Source organism: Asticcacaulis sp. (assembly GCF_047605585.1).
In the GTDB taxonomy this organism is placed as follows: Bacteria; Pseudomonadota; Alphaproteobacteria; order Caulobacterales; family Caulobacteraceae; genus Asticcacaulis.
On the sequence record NZ_JASGFK010000001.1, the window covers coordinates 146,407 to 169,530 of the forward strand.

Sequence of the window (23,124 nt, forward strand, 5' to 3'; positions counted from 1 at the left end):
GTCAAACCCGCGTATTGAGCCAGCTTAGGATATCGCCCATGACCTCCGCCTTGCCGGTATCGGCCAGCAGGTCGTGGTAATGGCCTTCATAGAGCTTGAGCGTTTTGTCGGTGGCGCCGGATTTTTTATAGAATTCCTCACTGCCGGGGTATGACGTCGCCTTGTCCTCGGTGCCATGCAGAATCAGGGTCGGCGTCGCGATCCGTCCGAATGCAGTCTTCAGCCGGCGGTCGGCCTTCCACATCTCGCCGACTGTTTTCATCGGCTGGGTTTCATTGGCGATCAGCGGATCTGCATTGAGCGCTTTCACCACGGCCGGATCGCGCGAGAAAAAGGCATTGTTGAGCTTCAATGCCCCGGCTTTCGGAATGAAATTGCTGAGGAAGGTCAGGAAATCGAGCGCGAATTCCGGCGCCGGCACACGATAGGCGAAGCTTTCGCAGATCAGGCCTGCCACCTTGTCCGGATTGTCGAGCGTATAGGTGACCGCCACCACCCCGCCGGCGCTGTGCCCCAGCACGAACAGCTTCAGACCCGGATGGCGGACACGGGCGATATCGGCCACGCCCGCCAGGTCGGCCACATAGTCGTTGAAGCTGTCGACGTAGAAGCGCGGACCTTCAGACTTGCCGCGGCCCCGCAGGTCGCCGGCATAGACGGCGTAACCGGCATTCACCAACTCACCGGCCACCCAGCCATACTGACCGCTGTGCGCATTGAAACCATGCGACAGCAGGATAACCGCCCGTGGCGGCGCGGCTGGCAGCCATGAACGGTAAAAGATCGTCAACCCGCCCTTGCCGGCGAAGGTTTCCTCGGTGGAAGGCAGCATGGCGCACATCTCCTTGCGTCAAATGGAACGGACCAACGCGATTACGGTTACGGATGTCGGGAAAGCAAAGCGGGGAACGCACAGGCACATGCGGCTTCAGACCCAGCCGGGATGCCCGGAACATGGCATCGCTGGCTAACTATGCGAGATCGGATCAGGGCTGTCAAAGCGCATTTTTCAACGTCTGGATTAATTCGCCCCACTCTGTATTAAATTTAGCGACATCCATCTTGACACCGGTGTCACTCTCAAGCCTATTGGCGATATAAGAAAATACAGGGATATATCATGACGCCTGCCAGCGCCCCTCCTTCGTCCGGTGAGCAGAAACCGAGCCATTACCGCTGGACCATCTGCGGCTTGCTTCTGGCGGCCATCGCCATCAACTATATCCACCGTCAGATGATCGGCGTGCTGAAGGACCCGTTATCGGCCGAAATGGGCTGGACGGAAGAAGGTTATGCCGACGTCGTCTTCTGGTTCCAGGCGGCCTATGCCCTGGGCTTCCTCGCCTGGGGGCGCATCCTCGACAAGATCGGTGCCCGTATCGGCTATACCATCGCCTTCTCGATCTGGACCCTGGCGCATATGTTCACCGGCGCGGTGACCAGCGGCCTGCAATTCACCCTGGCCCGCGTGGCGCTGGGCATCGGCGAATCCGGCAGCTTCCCCTCCAGCCTCAAGGCCGTGACCGAATGGTTCCCGCAGCGTGAACGGGCGCTGGCCGCCGGCATTTTCAACGCCGGCTCCAATATCGGCGCCATTATCGCCCCGCTGCTCGTGCCGATGATCGCGCTGGGCGCCGTAAGTCTCAATTTCGGCTTCGGCCCCCTCGAAATCCCCGGCCTGAACTGGGGCTGGCGCGGCGCCTTCTATACCACCGGCGCCCTCAGCCTGATCTGGGCCGTCGTCTGGTGGATGATGTATCGCCGCCCGATCGAACATGCAAAGGTCAATGCCGCCGAACTGGCCCTGATCCACAGCGATCCGGCCGATCATGTCGACAGGGTGCCATGGGTCAAACTGCTGTTCGTCAAGGAAACCTGGGTCTTCGCGGTCGGTAAATTCTTCATCGATCCGATCTGGTGGCTGTGGCTGTTCTGGCTTCCGGACTTCTTCAAGAAAAGCTACGGCCTCGATCTCAAATCCTTCGGCCCGCCGGTCATCGCCGTTTATCTGCTGTCTGATGTCGGCAGCGTGGCCGGCGGCTGGCTGTCCTCGACCCTGATCCGGCGAGGCGTCTCCGTCAACATCGCGCGCAAGGTGACTCTGCTGATCTGCGCCCTGTGCGTCACGCCGGTTTTGCTGGCGCAGGGCGTCAGCAACCTGTGGGTTGCCGTGCTGATCATCGGCGTGGCCGCCGCCGCGCACCAGGCCTTCTCGGCCAACCTTTACACCCTGCCGTCAGATCTGCTGCCGCGCTCCGCCGTGGCCTCGGTGATCGGCATCGGCGGCATGGCCGGCGCGATCGGCGGCATGTTCATGTCGAAGTTTGTCGGCTATATCCTGGAAAAGACGCATAACTATTCGATCATCTTCATGATCGCCGCCTTTGCCTATCTGGTCGCATTCGGTCTGATTCACCTGCTCAGTCCGAAACTCACGCGCAACACGACGATCGGCCAGTAGTCTTTAGGCAGTAGCGCCCGTCAGGAAATTGTGTAATTCTTGTTACATGAGGCGGCAACGGATTGTCATAAGCCGCCCGGATAGCTGCCCCTGGCAGTGATCACGAAGGGAGAGGCCGTGTCGATACGTACCCGCGTTCTGATTCTGGTCGGCTGTTTCGCCCTGATGGCGCTCACCGTGACCGGTCTCGGCCTCAAGACCATCGGCGACTATAATCGCATGATGAAGGACTACGACCACGCCTATGACCGAACCTGGCGCGGAGAGCGGTTCAATCACCTGATAAGCAATGTGGTGATGGAAACGCGTGGCATCTATATCGCCGATGACGACACCCAGCGGACAGGTTTCGTTAAAAACCTGCGTGACGACCTGACCGAGATGGAAGGCTTCGTGCATCAGTGGCAGGCCGATGCACGACCGGCCGAAAAGCCGCAGATCGATGCCCTGGCCACCCAGGCGGCCCGTTTCATTGCCCTGCGCCGCCAGGTTGCCGACCTCGCCACAAGGGGCGATCTGGTGGCCGCGGAAGCCATGAGCACGGGTAATCGTCCTGATCGCATCGCCTTCCAGGGGGAGGTCGAAACCCTGGTGCAGCAAACCCGTACCGAACTGGCCGCAGCCAAGACGGAAGCCGATCGCTTCAACCATCAGCGCGCCGGTGATTTTCTGCTGACCGCCCTGCTCGGCATCGCCTTGATCATGGGCCTGTCGCTGTGGATCGTGGCGCACTTCATCACCAATCCCCTGCGCAATCTCGCCTCGGCCATCATCAAGACCTCGAAGGGCGAATACGACCAGGTGATCGAGGCCACGCAAGGCGAAGATGAGGTGTCATCAGTGTGGCGCGCCCTGGCTGTGCTCAAGGAACGCTCGATGGAGGCCGAGCGCCTGGCCGCCGCCAAGGCCGCCGAGGAACAGGAAAAGGAGAGGAAACTGCGCGAAATTCTGCTGGATTAGGCGCTCATTTCAGCGGCAGGAACAACTCCACGATCACTTCGTACACCGATACATCCGGAAAGAACGAAAAATGCCGCTGGCAATAGATCGGGAAATCGCGGGCTTCCTCACCGCTGGCCGGAAGCCAGTCACGGTAAAGATATAGTGCGGCAGGTTCCAGATTATGGGTGTTATGGACGACCCGCAAAACCGCGCAGCGGCCGCCGGGTATCACGCCGGCCTTCATCTCCGTATCATTGGCAGCTATGGGCAGCTGGGTACCGACACAAAGATCCATGCTGTAATCGGCCGCGACGGCAGGAGTGCGCTCAGACCGGAAAATGTTGAAGGTCGGGCTTGTCTCTGGCGACAGACCGGCCGCCTTGCGCCAGATGATGAAGCGCTGGATGGTGTCACCCAGCATAGCCCGGTCGCCCCGATGCTCCATGATAGCCACCGGCGTCGGGGGCACGTTCCGGATAATAACATCGTCATAATCGTAGGTAATTTGCATAAATTTGCTCCGCGCAGTGTCCAGAGGCCCGAAGGCCGAAAGCCACGGAGCCCAGTCGGGCGATTTGCGGAATGATGACGGCGATTGCCCGAACCGTCGCCGAAAGGCGCGAGCAAAAGCGTCAGGGGCTTCATAGCCAGCATCCATCGCTATGTCCGTTACACTTCTGGACGCATTCGCGACCAGTTCATGCGAAGCCCGCTTCAAGCGGGCCAGTTGGACGTAGCCATGCACGGACACAGCAAAGGTGGACGTGAACTGCCGGTGAAAATGATATTTCGAGAAGGCCGCGACGCCGCTTAACCTGTCCAGGTTCAGATTTTCGTCAAGATGCTGGTCAATATAGTCCAGCACCCGCTGCATCCGGGCCCGGTAATTCTGAAGCGCCGCCGTCATCGTCATTCCCTTCGTGGCGAGACCATCTAGCCTGATCAGCCTATCGGCGGCTCCACCAATCTTGCGGTTCGGCCGGCGGTCTGGAAATGACTAGGCCTGCAATCAGGCTTTATCGACCACCATCTTGCCAATTGGCGCCAGAGCCAGCTGGGCCAGTTGTATGTCCTTGAAAGCGAAGGGAATACCGATGATGGTGACGGCCTCGGCGATGGCGACCAGCACATGCGACAGGGCGATATACCAGCCGGCAAACACGAACCAGATGATGTTGAGAAAGAAGCCCAGGCAGCCTGTGCCGAGGTCGCTCTCGCCCGTATGCGCTTCGCGGTCGACGATCTGACGCCCGAAGGGCCAGAAAACAAATCCCGCGATCCGCCAGGCGGCAAAGGCCCACGGCAGCCCCACGATCGTGCAGGCCAGGATAAGCCCCCCGAACAGCCACAGGCAGCCCGAGATGAAACCGCCGAAAATGAACCACAGGATATTGAGCAGCAGGGTCACGAAATCGCCTCCGGGCCTGAGTAAGGATAGGGTGCAGTATGCCCGTCCCTGCGCACGCGTCATCTTAATTTTACGTCACCTGCCTCGTGAAGCCCCTGCTTCGGTGGCAAAAGCCCGGCGGGCAGCCGGCTACCGAAGCCCCGGAGACATGGTATGGACTTCTGATGCATGAAGGCATATACTTAAAAGCAACTGATAGCCTTGGCTCCGCCGGTATAAAGAACTTAAAAACGCTTTAAACAGGACGCGAAGACTAAAAGTTCACGCCTTGGTTTACTTGAGTTTGCGAATTAAACGCTCAAGAAACTGAACAGTACGGTACGGTAACAGAGATATCTGAACGCCGGACTCTCATCTTTCCTTACCGGAGCCGAAAACGAATGGCCGACCTGATCAATTTCAACAAGATTAGAAAAGCCAAGAAAAAACAAGATGAAAAAGCCAAGGCAGAGGAAAACCGCATTACATACGGCATTTCAACCCGCGTTAGAAAACTGGAAAAAGCAAAGCAAAAAATGGACATGGAAAAGCTGGCGCAAAAGCGTCGCCTGACCGAAGCGGACAATAAAAAAGGTTGACGATATTCAATAAAAGACCACACATTAACTTCACACCCTGAGTACGAGGTTAAATAATACCAGTGGTCACCATGAATAAACTGACCCCAGTGGATGCCAGAGGCCAAAACGGCTCCCCACGCCAAGCGGAGGCATGTCTTCATGAAATCGGAGGAAAACAATGCCCGGCCTAAAAAAACGTTCTGTTAATCTTGCTGGCCACGCGACGTCGGTGGCTCTCGAACCCGAATTCTGGGCGGTTCTGGAGATCATGTCGAAGGACCGTCGAATCAGTCTGGCAGCCCTGATTGCCGAACTCGATTCGAAGCGCGGAGAGAGCCTTCTGGCCTCATTCTGCCGCCTGTCAGCCCTCTCCTTTGTGCAAAACAAGGGTGGCGCGGCCAAGCGCAGGAAATTAGTAGACGCCTGAAACCCGCTGGTCTTCACCTCGCGCCCATCGCGCAAAAGTTGAAAACAGCGGTATTTTTAGATTTAAAGTAATAACAACGTTACCCTAAATACGGCGCCAATAATACGAGCGCGCAACAAATGTCGCGTCCTCACACCGCGCGTTCACTTTTTGTGCCAAATCCGGTTACTGGCGTCGTTTCACCCTTGGCGTAATGGCCGACTGCGATTAACTGAGGGACATGACGACAGCTCCCCAGACCAGTTCTCAAAGCATCAGCCAGATGGCTGCCGCCCGCCCCGATTTCTTCACCGGCCTTAATCCGGAGCAGGAAGCCGCCGTGCGCACGGTCTCTGGCCCGGTGTTGGTGCTGGCCGGCGCCGGCACGGGCAAGACACGCGTCCTGACCACCCGCATCGCCCATATACTGGCGCAAGGGCTGGCGCGGCCATGGGAAATCCTGTGCGTCACCTTCACCAACAAGGCGGCCCGCGAAATGCGCGAACGAGCGCAGAAGCTGATCGGCGCATCGGCGCAAGGGCTGGACAATCTCGGCACCTTCCACTCGATCGCGGCGCAGATCCTGCGCCGTCACGCCGAACTGGTCGGGCTGAAATCGAGCTTCAATATCCTCGATGACGACGATCAGGTGCGCCTGCTCAAGGCAATCTTCGAGCAGGAAAACATCGATCAGAAGCGTTATACGCCGAAATCCTTCGCCTGGCATATCGACCAGTGGAAGAACAAGGGCCTGACACCTGATAAAGTGAAAGGCGGCGAAGGTTCGGAGTTTGCCGGCAATCGCGGCGTCAAGCTGTACAAGATGTACCAGGATCGCCTGCGCATCCTCAATGCCTGCGATTTCGGCGACCTGCTGCTGCACAATCTCGACATCCTGACGAAGCATCCGGATATTCTCGAAACCTACCACCGCAAGTTCAAATTCGTGCTGGTCGATGAATATCAGGACACCAACGTTGCCCAGTATCTGTGGCTGCGTCTTCTGACCAATGCCGACCGCAACCTGTGCTGTGTCGGTGACGACGACCAGTCGATCTATGGCTGGCGCGGCGCCGAGGTCGATAACATCCTGAAATTCGAGCGCGATTATCCCGGCGCCAGGGTCATCCGGCTGGAGCGCAATTACCGCTCGACCCGGCACATCCTTGCCGCCGCCGCCGGGCTGATCAAGGCCAATACCGCCCGCCTCGGCAAGACCCTCTTCACCGACCAGGAAGGCGGCGAGAAGGTGCGCGTGCAGGGCCTGTGGGATGGCGCCGCCGAAGCCCAATTCGTGGCCGAGGACATGGAGCGTCAGCATAAGGGCACCCGCGATGCCGATCCGCGCAAGTGGTCGGACATGGCCGTGCTGGTACGCGCCTCCTTCCAGATGCGCGCCTTCGAAGAACGCTTCGTCATGCTGCAGATCCCCTATACGGTGGTCGGCGGCCCGCGCTTCTTCGAGCGCGCCGAAATCCGCGACGCCATCGCCTATCTGCGCCTGATCCAGTCACCCGACGACGACCTGGCCTTCGAACGCATCATCAATGTGCCCAAGCGCGGCATCGGCGACGCCACCGTGCAAAAGCTGCTGCAACAGGCGCGCCTGGCCGGCGTGTCGGTCATGACCGCCGTGCGCGACCTGATCCAGACCGATGAACTGCCGGCGCGCGCCAAGACCCCGCTGGTCGGGTTTATCCGCGACTTCAGCCGCTGGCTGGAACTCAGCAAGTCGATGCAGCAGGACGTGCTGCTCGACACCATACTGACCGACAGCGGCTATTACGACATGCAGCGCGCTGACAAGACCTCCGGCCAGACGCGGCTCGATAACCTCAAGGAACTGGGCGACTCGATGGCCGCCTTCGATGATCTGGCGGCCTTTCTGGAGCACGTCTCCCTGGTCATGGACCTGGAGCGCGACAATGGCGGCGACAGCGTCCGCCTGATGACCCTGCACGCCGCCAAGGGGCTGGAATTCCCGGTCGTCTACCTGCCGGGCTGGGAAGAAGGCATCTTCCCGTCACAGCGCTCCATGGACGAAGGCGGGCTGAAATCGCTGGAGGAAGAGCGCCGCCTCGCCTATGTCGGCATTACCCGCGCCCGCGAGGAGGCCCGGATCAGCTTTGTCGCCAACCGCCAGGTCTATGGCCGCTGGACCAACCAGATACCGTCACGTTTCGTCGATGAATTGCCGATCGACAATGTCGAGGCGACGTCGCAGACCGGCTACGCTTCGCAAGGGTGGCAATCGCAGCAAAGCCGCTGGGATCGCGCTGGTTACGAGCCGAACTATACCAAGAAAGAAAAACCGGCTTATGGCGGCGACCTCTCAGGCGTCGATATGAGCCGCCTGGAACCCAAGGCCCGGCCGACCCCGCATCGCCAGCCGGCGCCGGCCAAGCCTTCCGCCAAGAACTTCAGGCTCGGCGAGCGCGTCTTCCATATGAAATTCGGCTACGGACTGATCGTCGAGATCGAGGGCAACAAGCTTATCGTTAATTTTGAGACATCGGGTGATAAAAAGGTCATAGACAGCTTCGTTGACCGGGCATAAGGAATAGGTTTGCACCTGCGAAGGCGGTACCGGGGGGTACGTCGCTCGTGGAGGCAACGGAGAACCTGATGCCCGATTCACAAGATCCTGGCCAAAATCCCAATAATCAAACCAGCACTCAAAAGATACACCCTCCCCGTTTCCTGCTGTTCGAATATTCCGAACTGAACCCGGCCATGCGCGCCGATCCGCACGCGCTTTTCGATCCGCAGCGCCGCGAGCGTCCGGTCGAGCACGATGGCATGATCCCGGCCATGCTGATCAGCGCCTATGGCGTCGGCCGCGAAAGCCTGATGGACCGGTCGCTGTCGCGCAATTTCGATGACGCGGCACCGGAAAACCCGGTCATCGCCAATGTGCGCCGGCTGAATGCCGCCATGGCGGCCGAGTTCGGCAAGCACGATTCCATGCTGACCCTCGATGATCCGGACCATGGCCGCGTGCGCGGCATCGTGGCCGAGGCCTTCCTGAAACGCGCCGCCGGTGCGCAAGCCCTGGTGGCGCGCATTATCGAACAGCAGATCGACAGCCTGGCCGGCCGCGAAACCTTCGATGCCGTGAATGACTATGCCGCCCTCATTCCGATCCAGGTATTGGGCACCATCCTCGGTGCGCCGCCGGAAATGTTCGAGTCGCTGAAGGTCTGGACCGAGGCCGGACAGCTGGCCTTCGATCCCACCAAATCGGCCGAGCAGGAAAAGCTGGCGCTGGATGGCCGCCGGGGCATCCTCAGCCATTTCAAGAGCCTGATGGAGGCCCGCCGCATCGAACCCCGCGACGATCTGGTCAGCGATCTGCTGGCCGCGCAGGCCGGTGGCGCGCCGATCGACGACAATGAAATCCTGTTCAATCTGTTCGCCCTTCTGGTGGCCGGTCACCTGACCACGGCCGACCTGATCGGAAACGGCATCTATCTGCTGTTGACCCATGACGCGGCGCGTCAGGCCGTGCTCGACGATCCGAAGCTGATCAATGGCGCGGTCGAGGAAATCCTGCGTTATGAGCCGCCGATTTCGTTTTCGGCGCGCTTCGCCAAGGCGGACGGGGTGGCCGGCGGCTGCCCCTATCACAAGGGCGACGCCCTGGTGGTCAGCCTGATCTCGGCCAATCGTGACGAGGACCGTGTCGACGATCCGCACCGCTTCGATATCACCCGTCGTCCCAATCCGCACCTGTCCTTCGGCGCCGGCGCCCATATCTGCATCGGCGCCCCCCTTGCCCGTATCGAGGGCCAGACGGCGATCCTGCAGCTGCTGCAGCGCTTCCCGAACCTGCGGCGTGCCGATGACAGCCCGCCTGACTGGCGTGTCGTGCCCGGCATCCGTGGCCTGGTCAAACTGGACGTCACGACCATATGATCCGGACAGCCCTTCTGCTGACGGCCGCCCTGTTGGCCTTCCCTGTCCAGGCGGCGGAGTCGCAATGGCGGGCGGCCGATCCGCAGAACGTGCTGGTCATCGATACCGAAAAAGGCCGCCTCTATATCGAGCTGCATCCGGAAATGGCGCCGAAGGCCGTGGAGCGCGTCAAGCTTCTGGCGCGCCGCGGCACCTATGACGGCCTTCTGTTCCACCGCGTCATTTCCGGCTTCGTGGCCCAGACCGGCAATCCGAACAACCACGACAGCGGCAAGACGGAACTGCCCAACCTGAAGCCGGAATTTCGCTTCCGGCTGAATGCCGCCATGCCGCATACAGTCGTGGCGCGGCCATCAGGCCTGAATGAAGGCTTCATGGGCGCCCTGCCTTATATCTCGGTCGACGAAAGCCGCATGGCCGCCAATCCCGACCAGGCGGTCCATGCCTGGGCCACCCACTGCACCGGCACGTTCGGCATGGGACGCGATGACACGCCGACCGATTCCGCCAATTCGGAAATCTATTTCATGCTGGCCCCGACGCAGCGTCTGGACCACGAATATACCCTGTTCGGCCAGGTGATCGCCGGTACTGACGTGTTGCAGGCCCTGGCGGCCGGTGAACCGCCGCAACACCCGGATTCGATGATCCATGTGCAGGTTTTGGCGGACATGCCCAAGGCGCCGCGCATCGAGGTACTGAAGACGGACAGCGACGCCTTTAAATCCCTGTCGGACCAGGCCCGCACGGCGAAAGGCGCTGATTTTTCCATCTGCGACATTACCGTGCCAGCGCGTGTAGTCCCGTGATTGACTGGATTACATCGGGCAAGGTCCGGGCGCGGGAAACCGCCGAGGGCATTGAGATTCTGATCGACGGCCTGACCACCCAGGCGAAATACTACAAGCCACTGGTCTATGAGTTCTTCCGCAAGGAATGGCGCGGCTCACGGGCAGCGTGGGGCGACTATGCCGTCGAAATCCGCATGGAGCATATCGGCGATCCGCCGTGGATGGACCTCGACAATCTCGCCAAGGCCCTGCTCGACGCCATCAAGGGCTTCGTCTTCCACGATGACAGCCAGGTGGCGCGGCTGCTGGTCGAACGCCATCCCGGCGAGCGCGAGCAAATACATATCCGGGTCTATGCCATCCGACGCTGATCACCAGAGCCAGGGCACGAGCGCGCCCCAGATGGCCAGGATAAAGATGTAGAACAGCCAGTAGGCCAGCATCAGGCTGTGCGCCACCTTCTGCCACATCGGCCAGTCGTCACCATAACGGCCGCGGCCGCTGAAAACCAAAAAAGCGGTGGCCACCTGGTAGAGGGTGCCGAGCGTCGCCACGAAGGCCAGACCCGAGGCCAGGCGCACCTGACCGGCCGGCCAATGGGTGAACAGACTGCCGGGATCGTCGGCCAGGGCCGTATGCCAGACATGGAAAACGAAGATCGCCGCCAGCCACAGCAGGGACAGGCAGGCCGAAATAACGGTGGCGCGCCCCTGCTCTTCGGTCGGGTGCTCGTTGCGCCCCGGTCCCTTGGCCAGCATGATCCAGACGCAGACGCATGAGGCGATCATCAGCGCCGTCAGAAGCGTGACGGTTGAGGGATTGTACCACCAGCCGACCTTCTCATAACGCGCTTCGTTGGCGGCGGTCTCGAAGCCCGAAACATGGGTACCGTTGGCATTGAAAAGGAAATGCAGTCCGCCAGTGATCGAGGCCGGGCCGGGGTCTTCGGAATCCTGCGGCGTGAAGAACCCCGTGGCCGAGGCTGGCACGAAGGCCGACAGGCCGTTCTGCGTGGTCAGGATCAGCCGGCCGTCGCCATCTACCCCCACATCGACCGTATTGAGCAGACGGGTGACCGCGCCTTCCAGCCCGCCATAGGCCCGACGGCTTGAGACATACTGCCCCTGGATAGCGCGGTAATAATCGGCATGCTGGCTATAGGCATTGGCAGGCGATGGCATCAGCGGTGGCTTGACCGTATCGCCGGTCAGGTGATCGAGCAGCAGGTTGGGATAGCTGGCGGTCAGGGCCGCGCCGGTCTGGGTATTGGCCGCGATAAAGATGCCGAGGTTCATTTCCGGCACGATGATCATATTCGCATTAAACCACAGGGTGGCGCCGCTATGGCCATAGGTAGTAAAACCGGCCGGCGCCTCGCGCGTCATCAGGCCGGAGGGCCAGCCATTGTAGCCTTCCGGCATTTTCAGCAACGGCTGGCGGAAGGCATTGGCGGAATCGGTATTGTAGAGCTGGATGCCGTCGATTTGACCGTTGCCGAGCATCAGCGCCATAACCCGCGCCATATCCTGCGCCGTGGAAGACGCGCCCAGCGCGCCGGAAAGATGGATCGTATGATCGAAGGGCTGCGGCTTGTAGGTGGCGCCATCCCAGACAAAGCCGTCGGACAGGTCTTTCGTCAGTTCCGCCGATAGCGGGTCGGGCAGGTTTTCCAGGTCGAGCGCCTGCGGGCTGTAAGGCTCGCGCAGGGACGTATGGGCCATGCCGAGCGGCTGGAACAGGCGCGCGTCCATCAGGGTCGGTACATCCCTGGCATGGGCGGTCTGCTGCAGGGCGCGCGCCGCCAGGGCCGCGCCGAAATTGGAATAGGAGGCGAACTCCCCCGGCTGACGGACACGGCGGGGGCGATGGACGCGGAAATAGGTGTCCGGCCCGCTCAGCTGCGCGCCATTGAGCTGGAACAGGTGGCCGAGGCTGGTTTCCTCGTACCCGCTGGTATGGTCCATCAGCTCGCGCAGGGTGATCGGCTTGTACCGGCGGTCCTCGCTGTAGACATCGGCCGGCAGGTAATTGCCGATCGACGAATCCAGCGTGATGCGCCCGGCCTCGATTTCCTGCCGCGCCACGATCCAGGTAAAGGCCTTGGTGATCGACCCGATGCGGAAGACGGAATTATTAGGATCGACCGGCCGCAGCGGCGACAGGCGGTCATAGCCATAGCCCTTGAGCAGCAGGGGCGTATTGCCTTGCACTACAGCCACTGTCACGCCCAGCACATGGTCGCGCTGCATCAGGGTGCGCACCACCGAGTCGGTGAAGGTCTCGATATCGTCGGCATCGATCGGCGTGGCAGTGGTATGTGGCGGCTGAACCACGGGCGCGGCAGGCGCCGCCACTGGCGCGGCCGGTTTGGCGATAACGCCCGGAATGGCGGTCGGATAGGCGATGGGGCTTCCGGGTATACTGGCCGGCGCAACAATGGTCGTGCCCGGCGCCGGTGTCGTCACAGACGCAGGCTTAGGCCGTGGCTTGCGGACCGCAGAAGACGCGCTGGAGGCCGCAGTTGAAGACGGCACATAGGGCTTGAGGTCCAGGTTCGACGGCAGGGCTTCGGATGAAGCGGATGTCTGCGCTGTGTCTGTAGGCGGCACGGACTGGGTGACGGCCGGGCCGGTGGCGGCGCAGACCAGCCCCAGGCACAACAACGCCATCAGGGCTTTTTTGCCGAACCTGTGACCCGGATTCCGAAACGCCATGCTCGCCTCGCTTTCGTCAGAAACGAATTTAGGCGATTCTGATGACAGGCGTAGCGACTTTTTTGCGACCGCAGGCTTTATTTTTTGCGGAATTGATCCAGCGAAACGATCTTCGGCGCGTCATCCGCCTCCGCCGGCTTTTCGTCCGTTTCCAGCTCTGCCTTCTCCGCAGGCGGCACCAGTTCAGTCACGATGTCGCCGATCTCTTCGCTGGCGCTGAGATCTTGCGTCAGGGCCGCCGGATCATCGACCTCGAACTCCAGCATGAACTGGGCGTGCGGGTCGTGGAAACGGGTAATGGCCGCATAGGGGACGGTCAGGATCTTGGGCATGCCGCCGAAGGTCAGGGTCACGCGGAAGAAATCGTCGGTGACGCGCAGGTCGCGGAACTGGTGCTGCAGCACGATGGTGATTTCGTACGGATAGCGCGCCAGCAGGTCGGGCGGAATGGATACGCCGGGCGCGCGGGTCAGGAAGGTGATGTAGAAATGATGCTCGCCCGGCAGGCCTTCCGGCGAAGCGGCACGCAGCAGGCCCTGACGGATGACGCCCCGCAGGGCGTTCTGGGTCAGGCTGGCGTAATCCATCTGGTCGATGATCATCTGATCTTCGGACATAAGTTCAAAGCCTTTACGAACTCGGTCATTGTGCGGTGCGTGCAGACTTAGCATGACGATTTAAAAACGAAACCGCAAATTGCCGTGAAGCGATAAAAAACCATATCCACAAATATTATACGGATAAGGATTGTTTACAATCTTTGGTTAACCATTAGTTGAGTAAACACAACCCGAATATATGCGTTTTAATTAGAAACGTGACAGTAGGAGTGTTCAATGAACGTCGACGGCTATCAGCACAGGCTCGATTTCGCCCGCATCACCATTGAAGACATCAACCTGCTGCGACAGATCTGGCCGCGTATAGAACCCGCCCTGCCCCGTATTCTCAAGGCCTTTTACGCCCACGTCCGGCGCGAACCGCACCTGGTCGCCATGATCGGCAGTCAGGATGACCGCTTGCAGGGCGCGCAGAGCCGCCATTGGAAAATGCTGTTCACCAGCGGTTTCGATCGGGCCTATTTCGAAAATGCCCTAAGGATCGGCCATACGCACCATCGCATCGGCCTCGAACCCAAATGGTATATCGCCGCCTATCAGTTTGTCCTCGATGAACTGACGGCCGCGCTGACCGAGGCCTACCGCTTCAAGCCAAAGGCCCTGACCCGCGCCCTGATCGCCGTCAACAAGGCGGTCTTCCTCGATCTCGATGTCGCCATCTCCACCTATCAGGCCGCCAGCGAAGGCGCGATACTGGACCGCGCCCGCAAGACGGAGGAAGCGATTGACCAGTTCCGCGGTGAGTTTGAAATCATCATCGGCCATGTCACTGACCGCTCAACGGCCCTGCAGTCGACCTCGCACGATCTGGGACAGGTCGCCGACAGTGCGCAATCGACCTCTGAAACCGTTGCCAGCGTGGCCAGCCAGGCCTCGATGGATTCGCAATCCGTGGCCGCGGCCGCCGAGCAGCTGACCAAGTCGATCCAGGAAATCAGCAGCCAGATCAGCGGCGCTTCGAGCGGCATTCGCTCGGTCGTCCAGATGGCGGAAACCTCCAGCACCGAGGTCAGCCAGCTTTCCGGCGCGGTCGATAAGATCGGCGATATCCTGGGCATGATCCAGGGCATCGCGGCCCAGACCAACCTGCTGGCGCTCAACGCCACCATCGAGGCGGCCCGCGCCGGTGACGCCGGCAAGGGCTTCGCCGTGGTGGCCACCGAGGTCAAGGCCCTTGCCGATCAGACCGCCCGCGCCACCACCGAAATTTCACAGCATATCAAGGACATCCGCGGCTCGACCGACCGGGCCGTGGCCTCTATCGGCGATATCGTCAACGCGATCAGCGATGTCGAGGCGTCCAATACCTCGATTGCCGCCGCCGTGGAGGAACAGAGTACGGCGACCAACGAGATCGCGGCCAGCATCCAGCACGTGTCGGACGCCTCCTCCAGCCTGTCACAGCATATTGTCAGCCTGAACAGCGCGGTGAAGCAGACCCAGATGGCCACGGCCTCGGTGGACGATTCCGCCCAATCCCTGTCGGCGCAATCGGACGAACTGACCCGCCACGCCGAACAGTTCTTCGTCAATCTGCGGGCGTCTTAACGCGCTCACGGCACGAGCCTTCTTCGCGAAAGACAAGATCGCTTGTGACGGCTACATTTTTTGAAGAAAAGTGGGAAGCTTCTGTTGCAAGGCGCTTCGCATAATGACTGGGAAGGTGCTGGCCTTCTGTTGCAAGGCGGCCAGCTGGCCCCGCCTAGGAGGCTTAGTTCCTAGGAGTTTAGGTGGATTAGATCCGCCGCATTACGCAGCAAGAGCTTGGTCCGAAGCGAAGTTATCGTTCGCAGTTAAAAAATGAGGCGATCACAGAGCCTCACACTGAGGGAAAGCTTCACCTTTACACGCCTGTCGATGCTGATCGGCCCCATATGTCCCTAAGCCTGGAAGGGTGATGGTGGAGCCGCCGGGAATCGCACCCGGGTCCAGTTCGCTTATTACGTGGGCGTTTATCCCCATAGTCGGGCCGAAACCCGACACACCCAATATAGGCGCAGGAAACGGTCAGGGGAAGAGATAAGCGAACAAAATCATCCTTACGGAATTTTATGTCACGGACGCGTGAACAGGCGGGGCAAATTTATGCCATCACGCCTAGCGTGACCCCAGCTTTACAACCATAGCTGAGGAATCGCTCCATGTCCCGTTCTCGTCATATGACAAGTCATCTCCGCGCCGCCGCCGCCTGCGGCGCCATCTTCGCCCTGTCCCTCGGCGGCCTGGCCGCCTGCAGCAAGTCCACCCAGGACAAGGTGGAAGACGCCACCGCCAGCGTAGTGGCCGACGCCTCCTCCGCCGTCAGTTCCGTCGGCGCCGATATGGACGCCAACAAGACGCAGGATTTCGTCACCAAGGCGGCCATTGCCGGCCTCTTCGAGATCAAGACCAGCGAACTGGCCATCAAGACCTCCAAGAATGCCGATGTCGTCGCCTTCGCCAAGATGATGGTCAAGGACCACACCGCCGCCGGCAAGAAGCTGGATACCGCCGCCGCCGCCACCTCCGGCCTGACTCCGCCGGTCGCGCTCGACGACGACCACCAGAAGAAGCTGGATGACCTGGCCACCAAGACCGGCAGCGATTTCGACAAGGCCTATGTCGATCTCCAGCAGAGCGGCCATGCCGAGGCCGTCAGCCTGTTCGATGACTATTCGAAGAACGGCAAGGATGCTGCCCTGCAGACCTTCGCCACCGACACCCTGCCGACCCTGCAGGCCCACAAGGACAAGATCGACGCCTTCAAGGAATAGGCTTCGGTTTCTGCCGCTCGCCTTCGCGACAAGGCCCGCTTCCGAAAAGAGGCGGGCCTTGCTATATTCAGGCAGTCGATCATTTTTATATATGAACAAGATTTTATCTCGACAGGGTACGGTGGAGGGGATACACCGGATGCCTTTGTAAAATATAGGGTTCCGTCCATGCGCCTGCCTCTCCAGAATTTCCGGTTCCGCACACTGATATGCGCAGGCACGGTTCTTGGCACGGCCATTCTGGCGCTGAGCGCGGCAGCGACGAGCGCGGAACCGCTGGCGACCGCGCCGGCCATTTTCCCGGCCCCGGCATCGCTCAAACTGACCGGCACCGGGATTACGCTTGGCAAGACCGTGGTGCTGGTGCGCGCCGGCTATGTCGACGCCGAGACCGAGGCCCTGGTGCGCCGTGTGCTGACCGATGCGGGCGTGGGCTCAGTCCGCACCGCAACCCGGCTGCCGACGCAACTAGACGCGGTCTATCTGGTGATCGGCACGGCCGACGCCAGCGCCATCCAGGCCGCCGTCAAACGCACGGGGGCGGCCCTGCCGACGGAAACCGAAGGCTATACCCTGGCCAGCCACAAGACCGATGACGGTGCCCTGATCGTACTGGCGGGCAAGGATGGCGACGGCCTTTACCACGCCGCCCAAACCCTGAAGCAGATAGCCGCCGATGACCGGATTCCGGCCGTGACCATCGCCGATCATCCGGCCATGCCGGTACGCGGCACCATCGAGGGCTTCTACGGCAAGCCCTGGTCGATGGCCGAGCGCGCCGCCCATATCGAATTCCTGGCCGGGATGAAGGCCAACACCTATATCTACAGCCCGAAGGACGACGTGTTCGCGCGCGACAAATGGCGCGAGCCCTACCCCGCCGAGACGCTCAAGGACCTGGGCGGCCTGGTCGCGGCCGCCAACCGCCAGCATATCAACTTCGTCTACGCCATCTCGCCCGGCCCTTCGATCTGCTACAGCGATCCCGCCGATCTGGAGGCGATCCGCAGCAAGTTCGCCGCCCTGCGCGGCATCGGCGTGCGCAGCTTCTATGTCGCGCTCGACGATATCGAATACACCAAATGGAACTGCACGGCCGACGAGACCGCCTTCGGTGCACCGAACGAAACGGCGGCGGCGCGCGCACAGGCCACCCTGCTCAATGTCGTGCAGGCCGATCTGGCGACGGCCGGACATGGCGCGCTGATCATGGTGCCGACCGAGTATTTCAATGCCACGGTTTCCCCCTACAAGACCGAGCTGGCCAAGGATCTCGACCCGCGCGTGGTGATCCAGTGGACCGGCACCGATACCGTGCCGGCGTCGATCTCGGTCGCCGATGCGCGCAATGCCACCAAGGCCTTCGGACGCAAGACCCTGCTGTGGGACAACTACCCGGTCAACGACTACAACGAATCCGCCGGGCGCCTGCTGCTGGCGCCCTATGCGCGCCGCGAGGCCGGGCTTTCGACCGAACTGGCCGGCATCGTCTCCAACCCGATGAACCAGGAAGTGGCCAGCCGCCCGGCCGTAATGGGGCTGATCGCCTTTGCCTGGAACGACAAGGCCTATGACGCCGAACGCACCTGGAAGGCCGCCGCGCGTTATCTGGCCGGTGGCGATCCGCAAACCACCGAGGCACTGCTGACCTTCTTCGATACCCAGCACCTGGCCCCGACCTTTGGCAACCAGCCCTGGCAGACCCAGGCGCCGCAGCTGCTGGCCCTGACCAATCGTGTGCGCGATGCCCTGGCTTCCGGCGATGCGGCTGAACGCACCGCGGCGCTGGACGCCCTGTCGCAAGCCGCCGACGATCTGGCGGCGGCGCCCGACCGCATCCGCGCCGGTGTGGCCGTGCCCGGTTTCGTTACAGAGGCCCAGCCGTGGCTCGACGCCACCGCCCTGTGGGGCCGCGCCCTGCAGCTGACAGTCAGTGGCCTGCGCGCACAGGACGGGGGCACAGCGGCGCGCTTTTTTGCCGAGGCCGCGCGTCTGGCGGATGAAGCGTCAAAGATCCGTACCATCCCCGGCGCAACCCGCCCGGAAGGCGCGATCAGGATCGCCGATGGCGTGCTCGATCGTTTTATCGCCGAGGCGCCAGGTCTGGTCTATCTGCCCGCGCCGGCGAAATAGATCATACGCCTGAAGAGCAAGCCAGACTTAAAGACGATAGATGCGGCCGGCGCGCAGAGTCATCTGCCCGTTGACTGGTACGCTGTCGCCTGAAGATTTCAGGCTGCCCGGTAATTGCCCATTTGGCAGCACCAGCTTCACAACCTGGTCACGGGTCGGGCGCAGTGTCAGGGCCGTGACGACGCCATTGCGCCATTGCATGTCAAGTTCCAGCCCACCGCGCGCCCTGACACCGCGAATGCGTCCGCTGGCCCAGCTATCCGGCAAGGCCGGCAGCAGACGCAACTGACCGTCATGGCTTTGCACCAGCATTTCCACAATGGCGGCTGTAGCGCCCAGATTACCGTCGATCTGGAATATCGGGTCGTCACTGCCGGCATATATATCGAACAGGTTCGGCGCCGTGGAATGGGTGAGCAACTTGTTCAGCATGGCATAGGCTTCAGGGGCATCGGCCAGCCGCGCCCGATACATGATGAGCCAGGCGGCGCTCCAGCCCGTCTGACCACCGCCGTGCTGTAACCGCGCCTCGATCGTCTTGCGCGCCGCCGCCGCCAGATCCGGCGTGCGCACGGGGTCAATTTCGATGCCTGGATAAAGCCCGAACAGATGGGAAATATGGCGGTGCCCCGGCTCGCCCTCCGCCAGCGGCTCGCTCCATTCCAGAACGCGCCCATCCGCGCCAATCTTCATGCGGTCCAGTCTGGCAATGGCGGCCTGACACCGCGTTATGAAATCGCTGTCGACCGACAAGGCCTGCGCCGCCTCAGAGGCATGGGTCAGAACCGTAAACGCCATCGACTGGGACATAGTGCACCCCATATCAACATAGGCGACTGTGCCATCTGCCAGACGATAACCGTTTTCCGGCGAAACGGCCGGTCCGGCGACCAGCTTACCGGTCAGCGGGCTTTCCACCAGATAGTCGAGGGTGAAATCCGCCGCAGAGCGCAGGAACGGATAAGCCTGATCGGCAAGGAATTTCCGGTCATGCGTGAAGAGATAATGCTCCCAGAAATGGAGCGACAGCCAGGCCAGCCCTTCGGGCCACAGGCCATATTGCGTATTGCCGTCCTGTGCCGTGTGCCCCCACGGATTGGTCGTGTAGTGGGCGACCATGCCGTTACAGTCATAGACCGTCCTGGCTGTCTTTTCGCCGAAAGGTCTCAGGCGCTGCGCATAATCGAACAGGCTCTGATGCAGGTCCCCCAGACCGCAAACCTCTGCGGGCCAGAAGTTCATCTGAAGATTGATATTGACGTGATAGTCGCACTGCCAGGGCGGCGCAAAGCCATCGCACCACAGCCCCTGCAGATTGGGCGGCAGGGAACCGGGCCGGCACGAGGAAATAAACAGATAGCGGCCGAAGTTGAAATAGGATTCAACAAGCATCGTGTCGATCGATGTGTCGCCGGACGGGCGCGCCGGTTCCAGCGACAGGTCGATCCGGTCAAACAGGCTCTTATGGTCCGTCCGTTGCGCCTTGACTGATTGCTGCCAGCTTTTCGACCGGACCGCTGTCAGCGCCGCCAGTGCCCGACCAGCCGAATCGGGCTGGAAGAGGTCCGTTTCACAGGTTATCCGGATCAGGACACTGCGCGCGCCTGTGATGCGGTAGCCGCCGCCGATCGGTTGCACCGTACCGCCTTCCGTTTCGCAACCCAGGCAGGCGGCGAACGTTACGCCAAACGGCTGAGGTTCTCCCAGCATCTGAAGCCGGTCGCCCTGATGCGACACCTGTGCGTCCTGCGCCCGCGACAGGGTGAGCGTGGCATCAAGACCGGCCTTCGCCGTTGTTTCCAGACGGATCAGAAGCGCCTTGTCAGGGAAGGAAGCGATAACCGAACGACGATAGCGGGCGCCATCGATGGTGTATTCTGTCACGGCCATTGCATCCGACATGTCGAGATGGCGCACATAATCCGTCGCCACGTCACCATGATCAAAGTTTAGGGTCAGGTTCCCCAGCATCTGATAGGTGCCGAAATCCTCGGAATTCATCGCAGGCATGATCCGGCTCTGGGCCAGCTTTTCAGCCTCTGCCCGCTGACCGGCGAATAACAGGCGACGGATCTCGGGCAGCACGTCGGGCACACCGCGCGGATTGTCATCGACTGTGCGGCCCGCCCACAGTTCGATATGGTTGAGCTGCAGGCGCTCCGATGCCACGCCACCGTAAACCATCGCCCCCAAACGCCCGTTGCCGACCGGCAGGGCCTCCATCATATGCGTGGCGGGCTTCCGGAAGGAAAGACGCCGGGTGTCCTTAGCCGCCTCGGGCTTTTCACCATTAGCCCGAGCCAGGGCCGGCAGCAGGCTAAGGGCCAGCCCACCTGTGAACATTTGCCTCCGATCGATCAGGCGGGAGACATGGGGCGGCACCTTCATCATTTTTGATCCGTCACGCAGCGTTTGAGTGCGGACATTTTGCATATATAATATTGTTTTGACAGGTGAAATTTAATTACGCGTGATACAAAATAGCCGTCATGATGGTCCAGCCAGAAAAAAACGCCCGCTTTCCGAACAGAAAGCGGGCGTCAGTCGTTTCGCGAAAGGTGGCGCCCGCCGGGGTGAAGTCAGGGGGAGGTTGACGCGGCGGGCGCCGTCATGCCGCCTGAGGGGCATCAGGCGGCAGAGGGGATAAACGAGAGGGATCAGAAGAAGCCGAGCTTGCCCGGTGCATAGGAGACCAGAAGGTTCTTCGTCTGCTGGTAATGGTCCAGCATCATCTTGTGGGTTTCGCGGCCGATGCCCGATTGCTTGTAGCCGCCAAAGGCCGCGCCGGCCGGATAGGCGTGGTAGCAGTTGGTCCACACCCGGCCCGCCTCGATGCCGCGACCGGCGCGGTAGGCGACGTTCATGTCACGCGACCAGACACCGGCGCCCAGGCCATAGACCGTGTCATTGGCGATCTCGATGGCCTCTTCCAGCGTCTTGAAGGTGGTGACCGAAACCACCGGCCCGAAGATTTCCTCCTGGAAGACGCGCATCTTGTTGTTGCCCTCGAAGATGGTGGGCTTGATGTAGAAGCCGTTGTTGAGGTCGCCGCCAAGATGGTTGGCCTCGCCGCCGGTCAGCACCTTGGCGCCTTCCGCCTTGCCGATATCGAGATACTTCTGGATCTTCTCGTACTGCTGCTGGCTCGCCTGGGCGCCGATCATGGTGCCGGTATCGAGCGGGTCGCCCTGGGTGATAGCCTCGACGCGCTTGATGGCGCGCTCCATGAAGCGGTCATAGATCGATTCCTGCACCAGGGCGCGCGACGGACAGGTGCAGACCTCGCCCTGGTTCAGCGCGAAGAAGGCAAAACCTTCCATGGCCTTGTCGAGGAAGGCGTCATCCTCGGCCATCACGTCGGCGAAGAAGATGTTCGGCGACTTGCCACCTAGCTCAAGCGTGATGTTGGTGATGTTGTCGGCGGCGTAGCGCATGATTTCCTTGCCGACCGCGGTCGAGCCGGTGAAGGCGATCTTGGCGATGCGCGGACTGCGGGCCAGGGGCGCACCGGCTTCGATGCCGGTACCGGAGACGATATTGAGCACGCCCGGCGGCAGCAGGTCCTGGATCAGTTCGGCGACAACGAGGATCGAGGCCGGGGTCTGTTCGGCGGGCTTGAGCACCACGCAGTTGCCGGCGGCCAGGGCCGGGGCCAGCTTCCAGGCGGCCATCAGGATCGGGAAGTTCCAGGGAATGATCTGGCCGACCACGCCCAGCGGCTCATGGAAATGATAGGCGACCGTGTCGTTATCCAGTTCGCCGATCGAACCTTCCTGCGCCCGGATGCAGCCGGCGAAATAGCGGAAATGGTCGATGGCCAGCGGGATATCGGCATTGGTGGTTTCGCGCAGCGGCTTGCCGTTATCCCAGGTTTCCGCCTCGGCGATCAGAGCCAGGTTGTCCTGAATACGTTGCGCGATCTGCAGCAGGATATTGGAGCGTTCAGTGACCGAGGTGCGGCCCCACTTGCCCTTCGCGGCATGGGCGGCATCGAGCGCCAGTTCGATATCTTCGGCAGAAGACCGCGGCACTTCGCAGATCTTGCGGCCATTAACCGGCGAGGTGTTGTCCATATAGCGGCCCTTGACCGGCTCGATCCACTGGCCGCCGATATAGTTGCCATAGCGGGTCTTGAAAGGCGCGCCGGCCTCGATGATGCGCTCGAATTTGGTCATGTTGTTTGCTCCTTAGTGCCCGCCCCTGCGCGGTATTTGTAGGGAGAAGCTGCGCCCCTGTGCGGTGCAACAACAAGCGCAATACGGCTGTTGCGAGGGATCTGCAGCGGGTTTGAGTTGGTTTTTCAAGCGGCCTGTCGCGGCCCACGACAGGATTTTCACCGCCGTCGCAGATTGCGACACCTGTAGCGGGTTTCGGATCAAAACTGGCGTGAAAACGGAATTTTAACTTGCCTAATCGCGGTG

Annotated in this window: 18 protein-coding genes and 1 other RNA gene; 11 read left to right on the forward strand and 8 right to left on the reverse strand. The window is 61.1% G+C overall.

What is annotated here, in order from left to right:
* Position 1: 1 nt before the first annotated feature.
* The gene (locus QM647_RS00735; RefSeq protein WP_414993554.1) at positions 2-832 is read right to left on the reverse strand and encodes a lysophospholipase; all 831 of its coding nucleotides are present in this window, start codon (positions 830-832) and stop codon (positions 2-4) included.
* 288 nt (positions 833-1,120) lie between these two features.
* On the opposite strand from QM647_RS00735, the gene QM647_RS00740 reads away from it, so the two are divergent.
* Both QM647_RS00740 and QM647_RS00745 read left to right on the forward strand, forming a co-directional pair.
* Positions 1,121-2,461: an MFS transporter gene (locus QM647_RS00740; RefSeq protein WP_414993555.1), complete on the forward strand. Its 1,341-nt coding sequence runs from the start codon at positions 1,121-1,123 to the stop codon at positions 2,459-2,461.
* A 117-nt stretch (positions 2,462-2,578) separates the two neighbouring features.
* On the forward strand, positions 2,579-3,421 hold the full coding sequence (locus QM647_RS00745; protein ID WP_414993556.1) for a HAMP domain-containing protein: 843 nt from the start codon (positions 2,579-2,581) through the stop codon (positions 3,419-3,421).
* Between the two features lie 4 nt (positions 3,422-3,425).
* On the opposite strand, the gene QM647_RS00750 is transcribed toward QM647_RS00745, so the two are convergent.
* Both QM647_RS00750 and QM647_RS00755 read right to left on the reverse strand, forming a co-directional pair.
* On the reverse strand, positions 3,426-4,310 hold the full coding sequence (locus QM647_RS00750) for an AraC family transcriptional regulator (RefSeq protein WP_414993557.1): 885 nt from the start codon (positions 4,308-4,310) through the stop codon (positions 3,426-3,428).
* Between the two features lie 102 nt (positions 4,311-4,412).
* Positions 4,413-4,811 (reverse strand): YccF domain-containing protein, encoded by a 399-nt coding sequence (locus QM647_RS00755; protein ID WP_414993558.1) that lies wholly within the window; start codon positions 4,809-4,811, stop codon positions 4,413-4,415.
* Between the two features lie 380 nt (positions 4,812-5,191).
* On the opposite strand from QM647_RS00755, the gene QM647_RS00760 reads away from it, so the two are divergent.
* The 6 genes from QM647_RS00760 to QM647_RS00785 all read left to right on the forward strand — a co-directional run bounded on the left by QM647_RS00760 (position 5,192) and on the right by QM647_RS00785 (position 10,854).
* The gene (locus tag QM647_RS00760) at positions 5,192-5,389 is read left to right on the forward strand and encodes a DUF4169 family protein (RefSeq protein ID WP_414993559.1); all 198 of its coding nucleotides are present in this window, start codon (positions 5,192-5,194) and stop codon (positions 5,387-5,389) included.
* Positions 5,390-5,549: 160 nt separating this feature from the next.
* Positions 5,550-5,798, forward strand: a complete 249-nt coding sequence (locus QM647_RS00765) for a ribbon-helix-helix domain-containing protein (RefSeq protein WP_414993560.1) — start codon at positions 5,550-5,552, stop codon at positions 5,796-5,798.
* 220 nt (positions 5,799-6,018) lie between these two features.
* Positions 6,019-8,334 carry an ATP-dependent helicase gene (locus tag QM647_RS00770; RefSeq protein WP_414993561.1) on the forward strand — a complete coding sequence of 772 codons (2,316 nt, stop codon included), beginning with the start codon at positions 6,019-6,021 and terminating at the stop codon, positions 8,332-8,334.
* Between the two features lie 68 nt (positions 8,335-8,402).
* Complete coding sequence (locus QM647_RS00775; RefSeq protein ID WP_414993562.1) at positions 8,403-9,692, forward strand: cytochrome P450; 1,290 nt, start codon at positions 8,403-8,405, stop codon at positions 9,690-9,692.
* Entirely contained in the window at positions 9,689-10,501 is an 813-nt protein-coding gene (locus QM647_RS00780) for a peptidylprolyl isomerase (RefSeq protein WP_414993563.1), read from the forward strand. The genes QM647_RS00775 and QM647_RS00780 overlap by 4 nt, the downstream gene beginning before the upstream one ends.
* A complete protein-coding gene (locus QM647_RS00785) occupies positions 10,501-10,854 on the forward strand; it encodes a RusA family crossover junction endodeoxyribonuclease (protein ID WP_414994543.1) in 354 nt (117 codons plus the stop codon). The genes QM647_RS00780 and QM647_RS00785 overlap by 1 nt, the downstream gene beginning before the upstream one ends.
* On the opposite strand, the gene QM647_RS00790 is transcribed toward QM647_RS00785, so the two are convergent.
* Both QM647_RS00790 and QM647_RS00795 read right to left on the reverse strand, forming a co-directional pair.
* Complete coding sequence (locus tag QM647_RS00790; RefSeq protein ID WP_414993564.1) at positions 10,855-13,197, reverse strand: serine hydrolase; 2,343 nt, start codon at positions 13,195-13,197, stop codon at positions 10,855-10,857. It abuts the gene before it with no gap.
* A gap of 77 nt (positions 13,198-13,274) precedes the next feature.
* Entirely contained in the window at positions 13,275-13,814 is a 540-nt protein-coding gene (locus tag QM647_RS00795; protein WP_414993565.1) for an SspB family protein, read from the reverse strand.
* A gap of 219 nt (positions 13,815-14,033) precedes the next feature.
* Here QM647_RS00795 and QM647_RS00800 point away from each other — a divergent pair, with 219 nt between their 5' ends.
* The gene (locus tag QM647_RS00800) at positions 14,034-15,365 is read left to right on the forward strand and encodes a protoglobin domain-containing protein (RefSeq protein WP_414993566.1); all 1,332 of its coding nucleotides are present in this window, start codon (positions 14,034-14,036) and stop codon (positions 15,363-15,365) included.
* Positions 15,366-15,479: 114 nt separating this feature from the next.
* Here the strand turns inward: QM647_RS00800 and ssrA are convergent.
* Positions 15,480-15,837, reverse strand: a transfer-messenger RNA (tmRNA) gene (gene ssrA / locus QM647_RS00805).
* Positions 15,838-15,958: 121 nt separating this feature from the next.
* Here ssrA and QM647_RS00810 point away from each other — a divergent pair.
* Together QM647_RS00810 and QM647_RS00815 are read left to right on the forward strand one after the other, a co-directional pair.
* Positions 15,959-16,570 (forward strand): DUF4142 domain-containing protein, encoded by a 612-nt coding sequence (locus QM647_RS00810; protein ID WP_414993567.1) that lies wholly within the window; start codon positions 15,959-15,961, stop codon positions 16,568-16,570.
* 168 nt (positions 16,571-16,738) lie between these two features.
* Positions 16,739-18,703 (forward strand): beta-N-acetylhexosaminidase family protein, encoded by a 1,965-nt coding sequence (locus QM647_RS00815; protein WP_414993568.1) that lies wholly within the window; start codon positions 16,739-16,741, stop codon positions 18,701-18,703.
* A 27-nt stretch (positions 18,704-18,730) separates the two neighbouring features.
* Here QM647_RS00815 and QM647_RS00820 read toward each other — a convergent pair whose 3' ends face one another.
* Complete coding sequence (locus QM647_RS00820) at positions 18,731-21,094, reverse strand: glycosyl hydrolase family 95 catalytic domain-containing protein (RefSeq protein ID WP_414993569.1); 2,364 nt, start codon at positions 21,092-21,094, stop codon at positions 18,731-18,733.
* Positions 21,095-21,360: 266 nt separating this feature from the next.
* A complete protein-coding gene (adh, locus tag QM647_RS00825; RefSeq protein ID WP_414993570.1) occupies positions 21,361-22,878 on the reverse strand; it encodes an aldehyde dehydrogenase in 1,518 nt (505 codons plus the stop codon).
* Between the last annotated feature and the right edge of the window lie 246 nt (positions 22,879-23,124).

Excerpts from the sequence above, each read along its gene's own strand:
- QM647_RS00735 (WP_414993554.1), bottom strand. The coding sequence starts at position 832 with ATGCTGCCTTCCACCGAGGAAACCTTCGCCGGCAAGGGCGGGTTGACG.
- QM647_RS00740 (WP_414993555.1), top strand. The coding sequence starts at position 1,121 with ATGACGCCTGCCAGCGCCCCTCCTTCGTCCGGTGAGCAGAAACCGAGC.
- QM647_RS00750 (WP_414993557.1), bottom strand. The coding sequence starts at position 4,310 with ATGACGGCGGCGCTTCAGAATTACCGGGCCCGGATGCAGCGGGTGCTG.
- QM647_RS00760 (WP_414993559.1), top strand. The coding sequence starts at position 5,192 with ATGGCCGACCTGATCAATTTCAACAAGATTAGAAAAGCCAAGAAAAAA.
- QM647_RS00765 (WP_414993560.1), top strand. The coding sequence starts at position 5,550 with ATGCCCGGCCTAAAAAAACGTTCTGTTAATCTTGCTGGCCACGCGACG.
- QM647_RS00770 (WP_414993561.1), top strand. The coding sequence starts at position 6,019 with ATGACGACAGCTCCCCAGACCAGTTCTCAAAGCATCAGCCAGATGGCT.
- QM647_RS00775 (WP_414993562.1), top strand. The coding sequence starts at position 8,403 with ATGCCCGATTCACAAGATCCTGGCCAAAATCCCAATAATCAAACCAGC.
- QM647_RS00780 (WP_414993563.1), top strand. The coding sequence starts at position 9,689 with ATGATCCGGACAGCCCTTCTGCTGACGGCCGCCCTGTTGGCCTTCCCT.
- QM647_RS00790 (WP_414993564.1), bottom strand. The coding sequence starts at position 13,197 with ATGGCGTTTCGGAATCCGGGTCACAGGTTCGGCAAAAAAGCCCTGATG.
- QM647_RS00795 (WP_414993565.1), bottom strand. The coding sequence starts at position 13,814 with ATGTCCGAAGATCAGATGATCATCGACCAGATGGATTACGCCAGCCTG.
- QM647_RS00800 (WP_414993566.1), top strand. The coding sequence starts at position 14,034 with ATGAACGTCGACGGCTATCAGCACAGGCTCGATTTCGCCCGCATCACC.
- QM647_RS00810 (WP_414993567.1), top strand. The coding sequence starts at position 15,959 with ATGTCCCGTTCTCGTCATATGACAAGTCATCTCCGCGCCGCCGCCGCC.
- QM647_RS00815 (WP_414993568.1), top strand. The coding sequence starts at position 16,739 with ATGCGCCTGCCTCTCCAGAATTTCCGGTTCCGCACACTGATATGCGCA.
- QM647_RS00820 (WP_414993569.1), bottom strand. The coding sequence starts at position 21,094 with ATGATGAAGGTGCCGCCCCATGTCTCCCGCCTGATCGATCGGAGGCAA.
- adh (WP_414993570.1), bottom strand. The coding sequence starts at position 22,878 with ATGACCAAATTCGAGCGCATCATCGAGGCCGGCGCGCCTTTCAAGACC.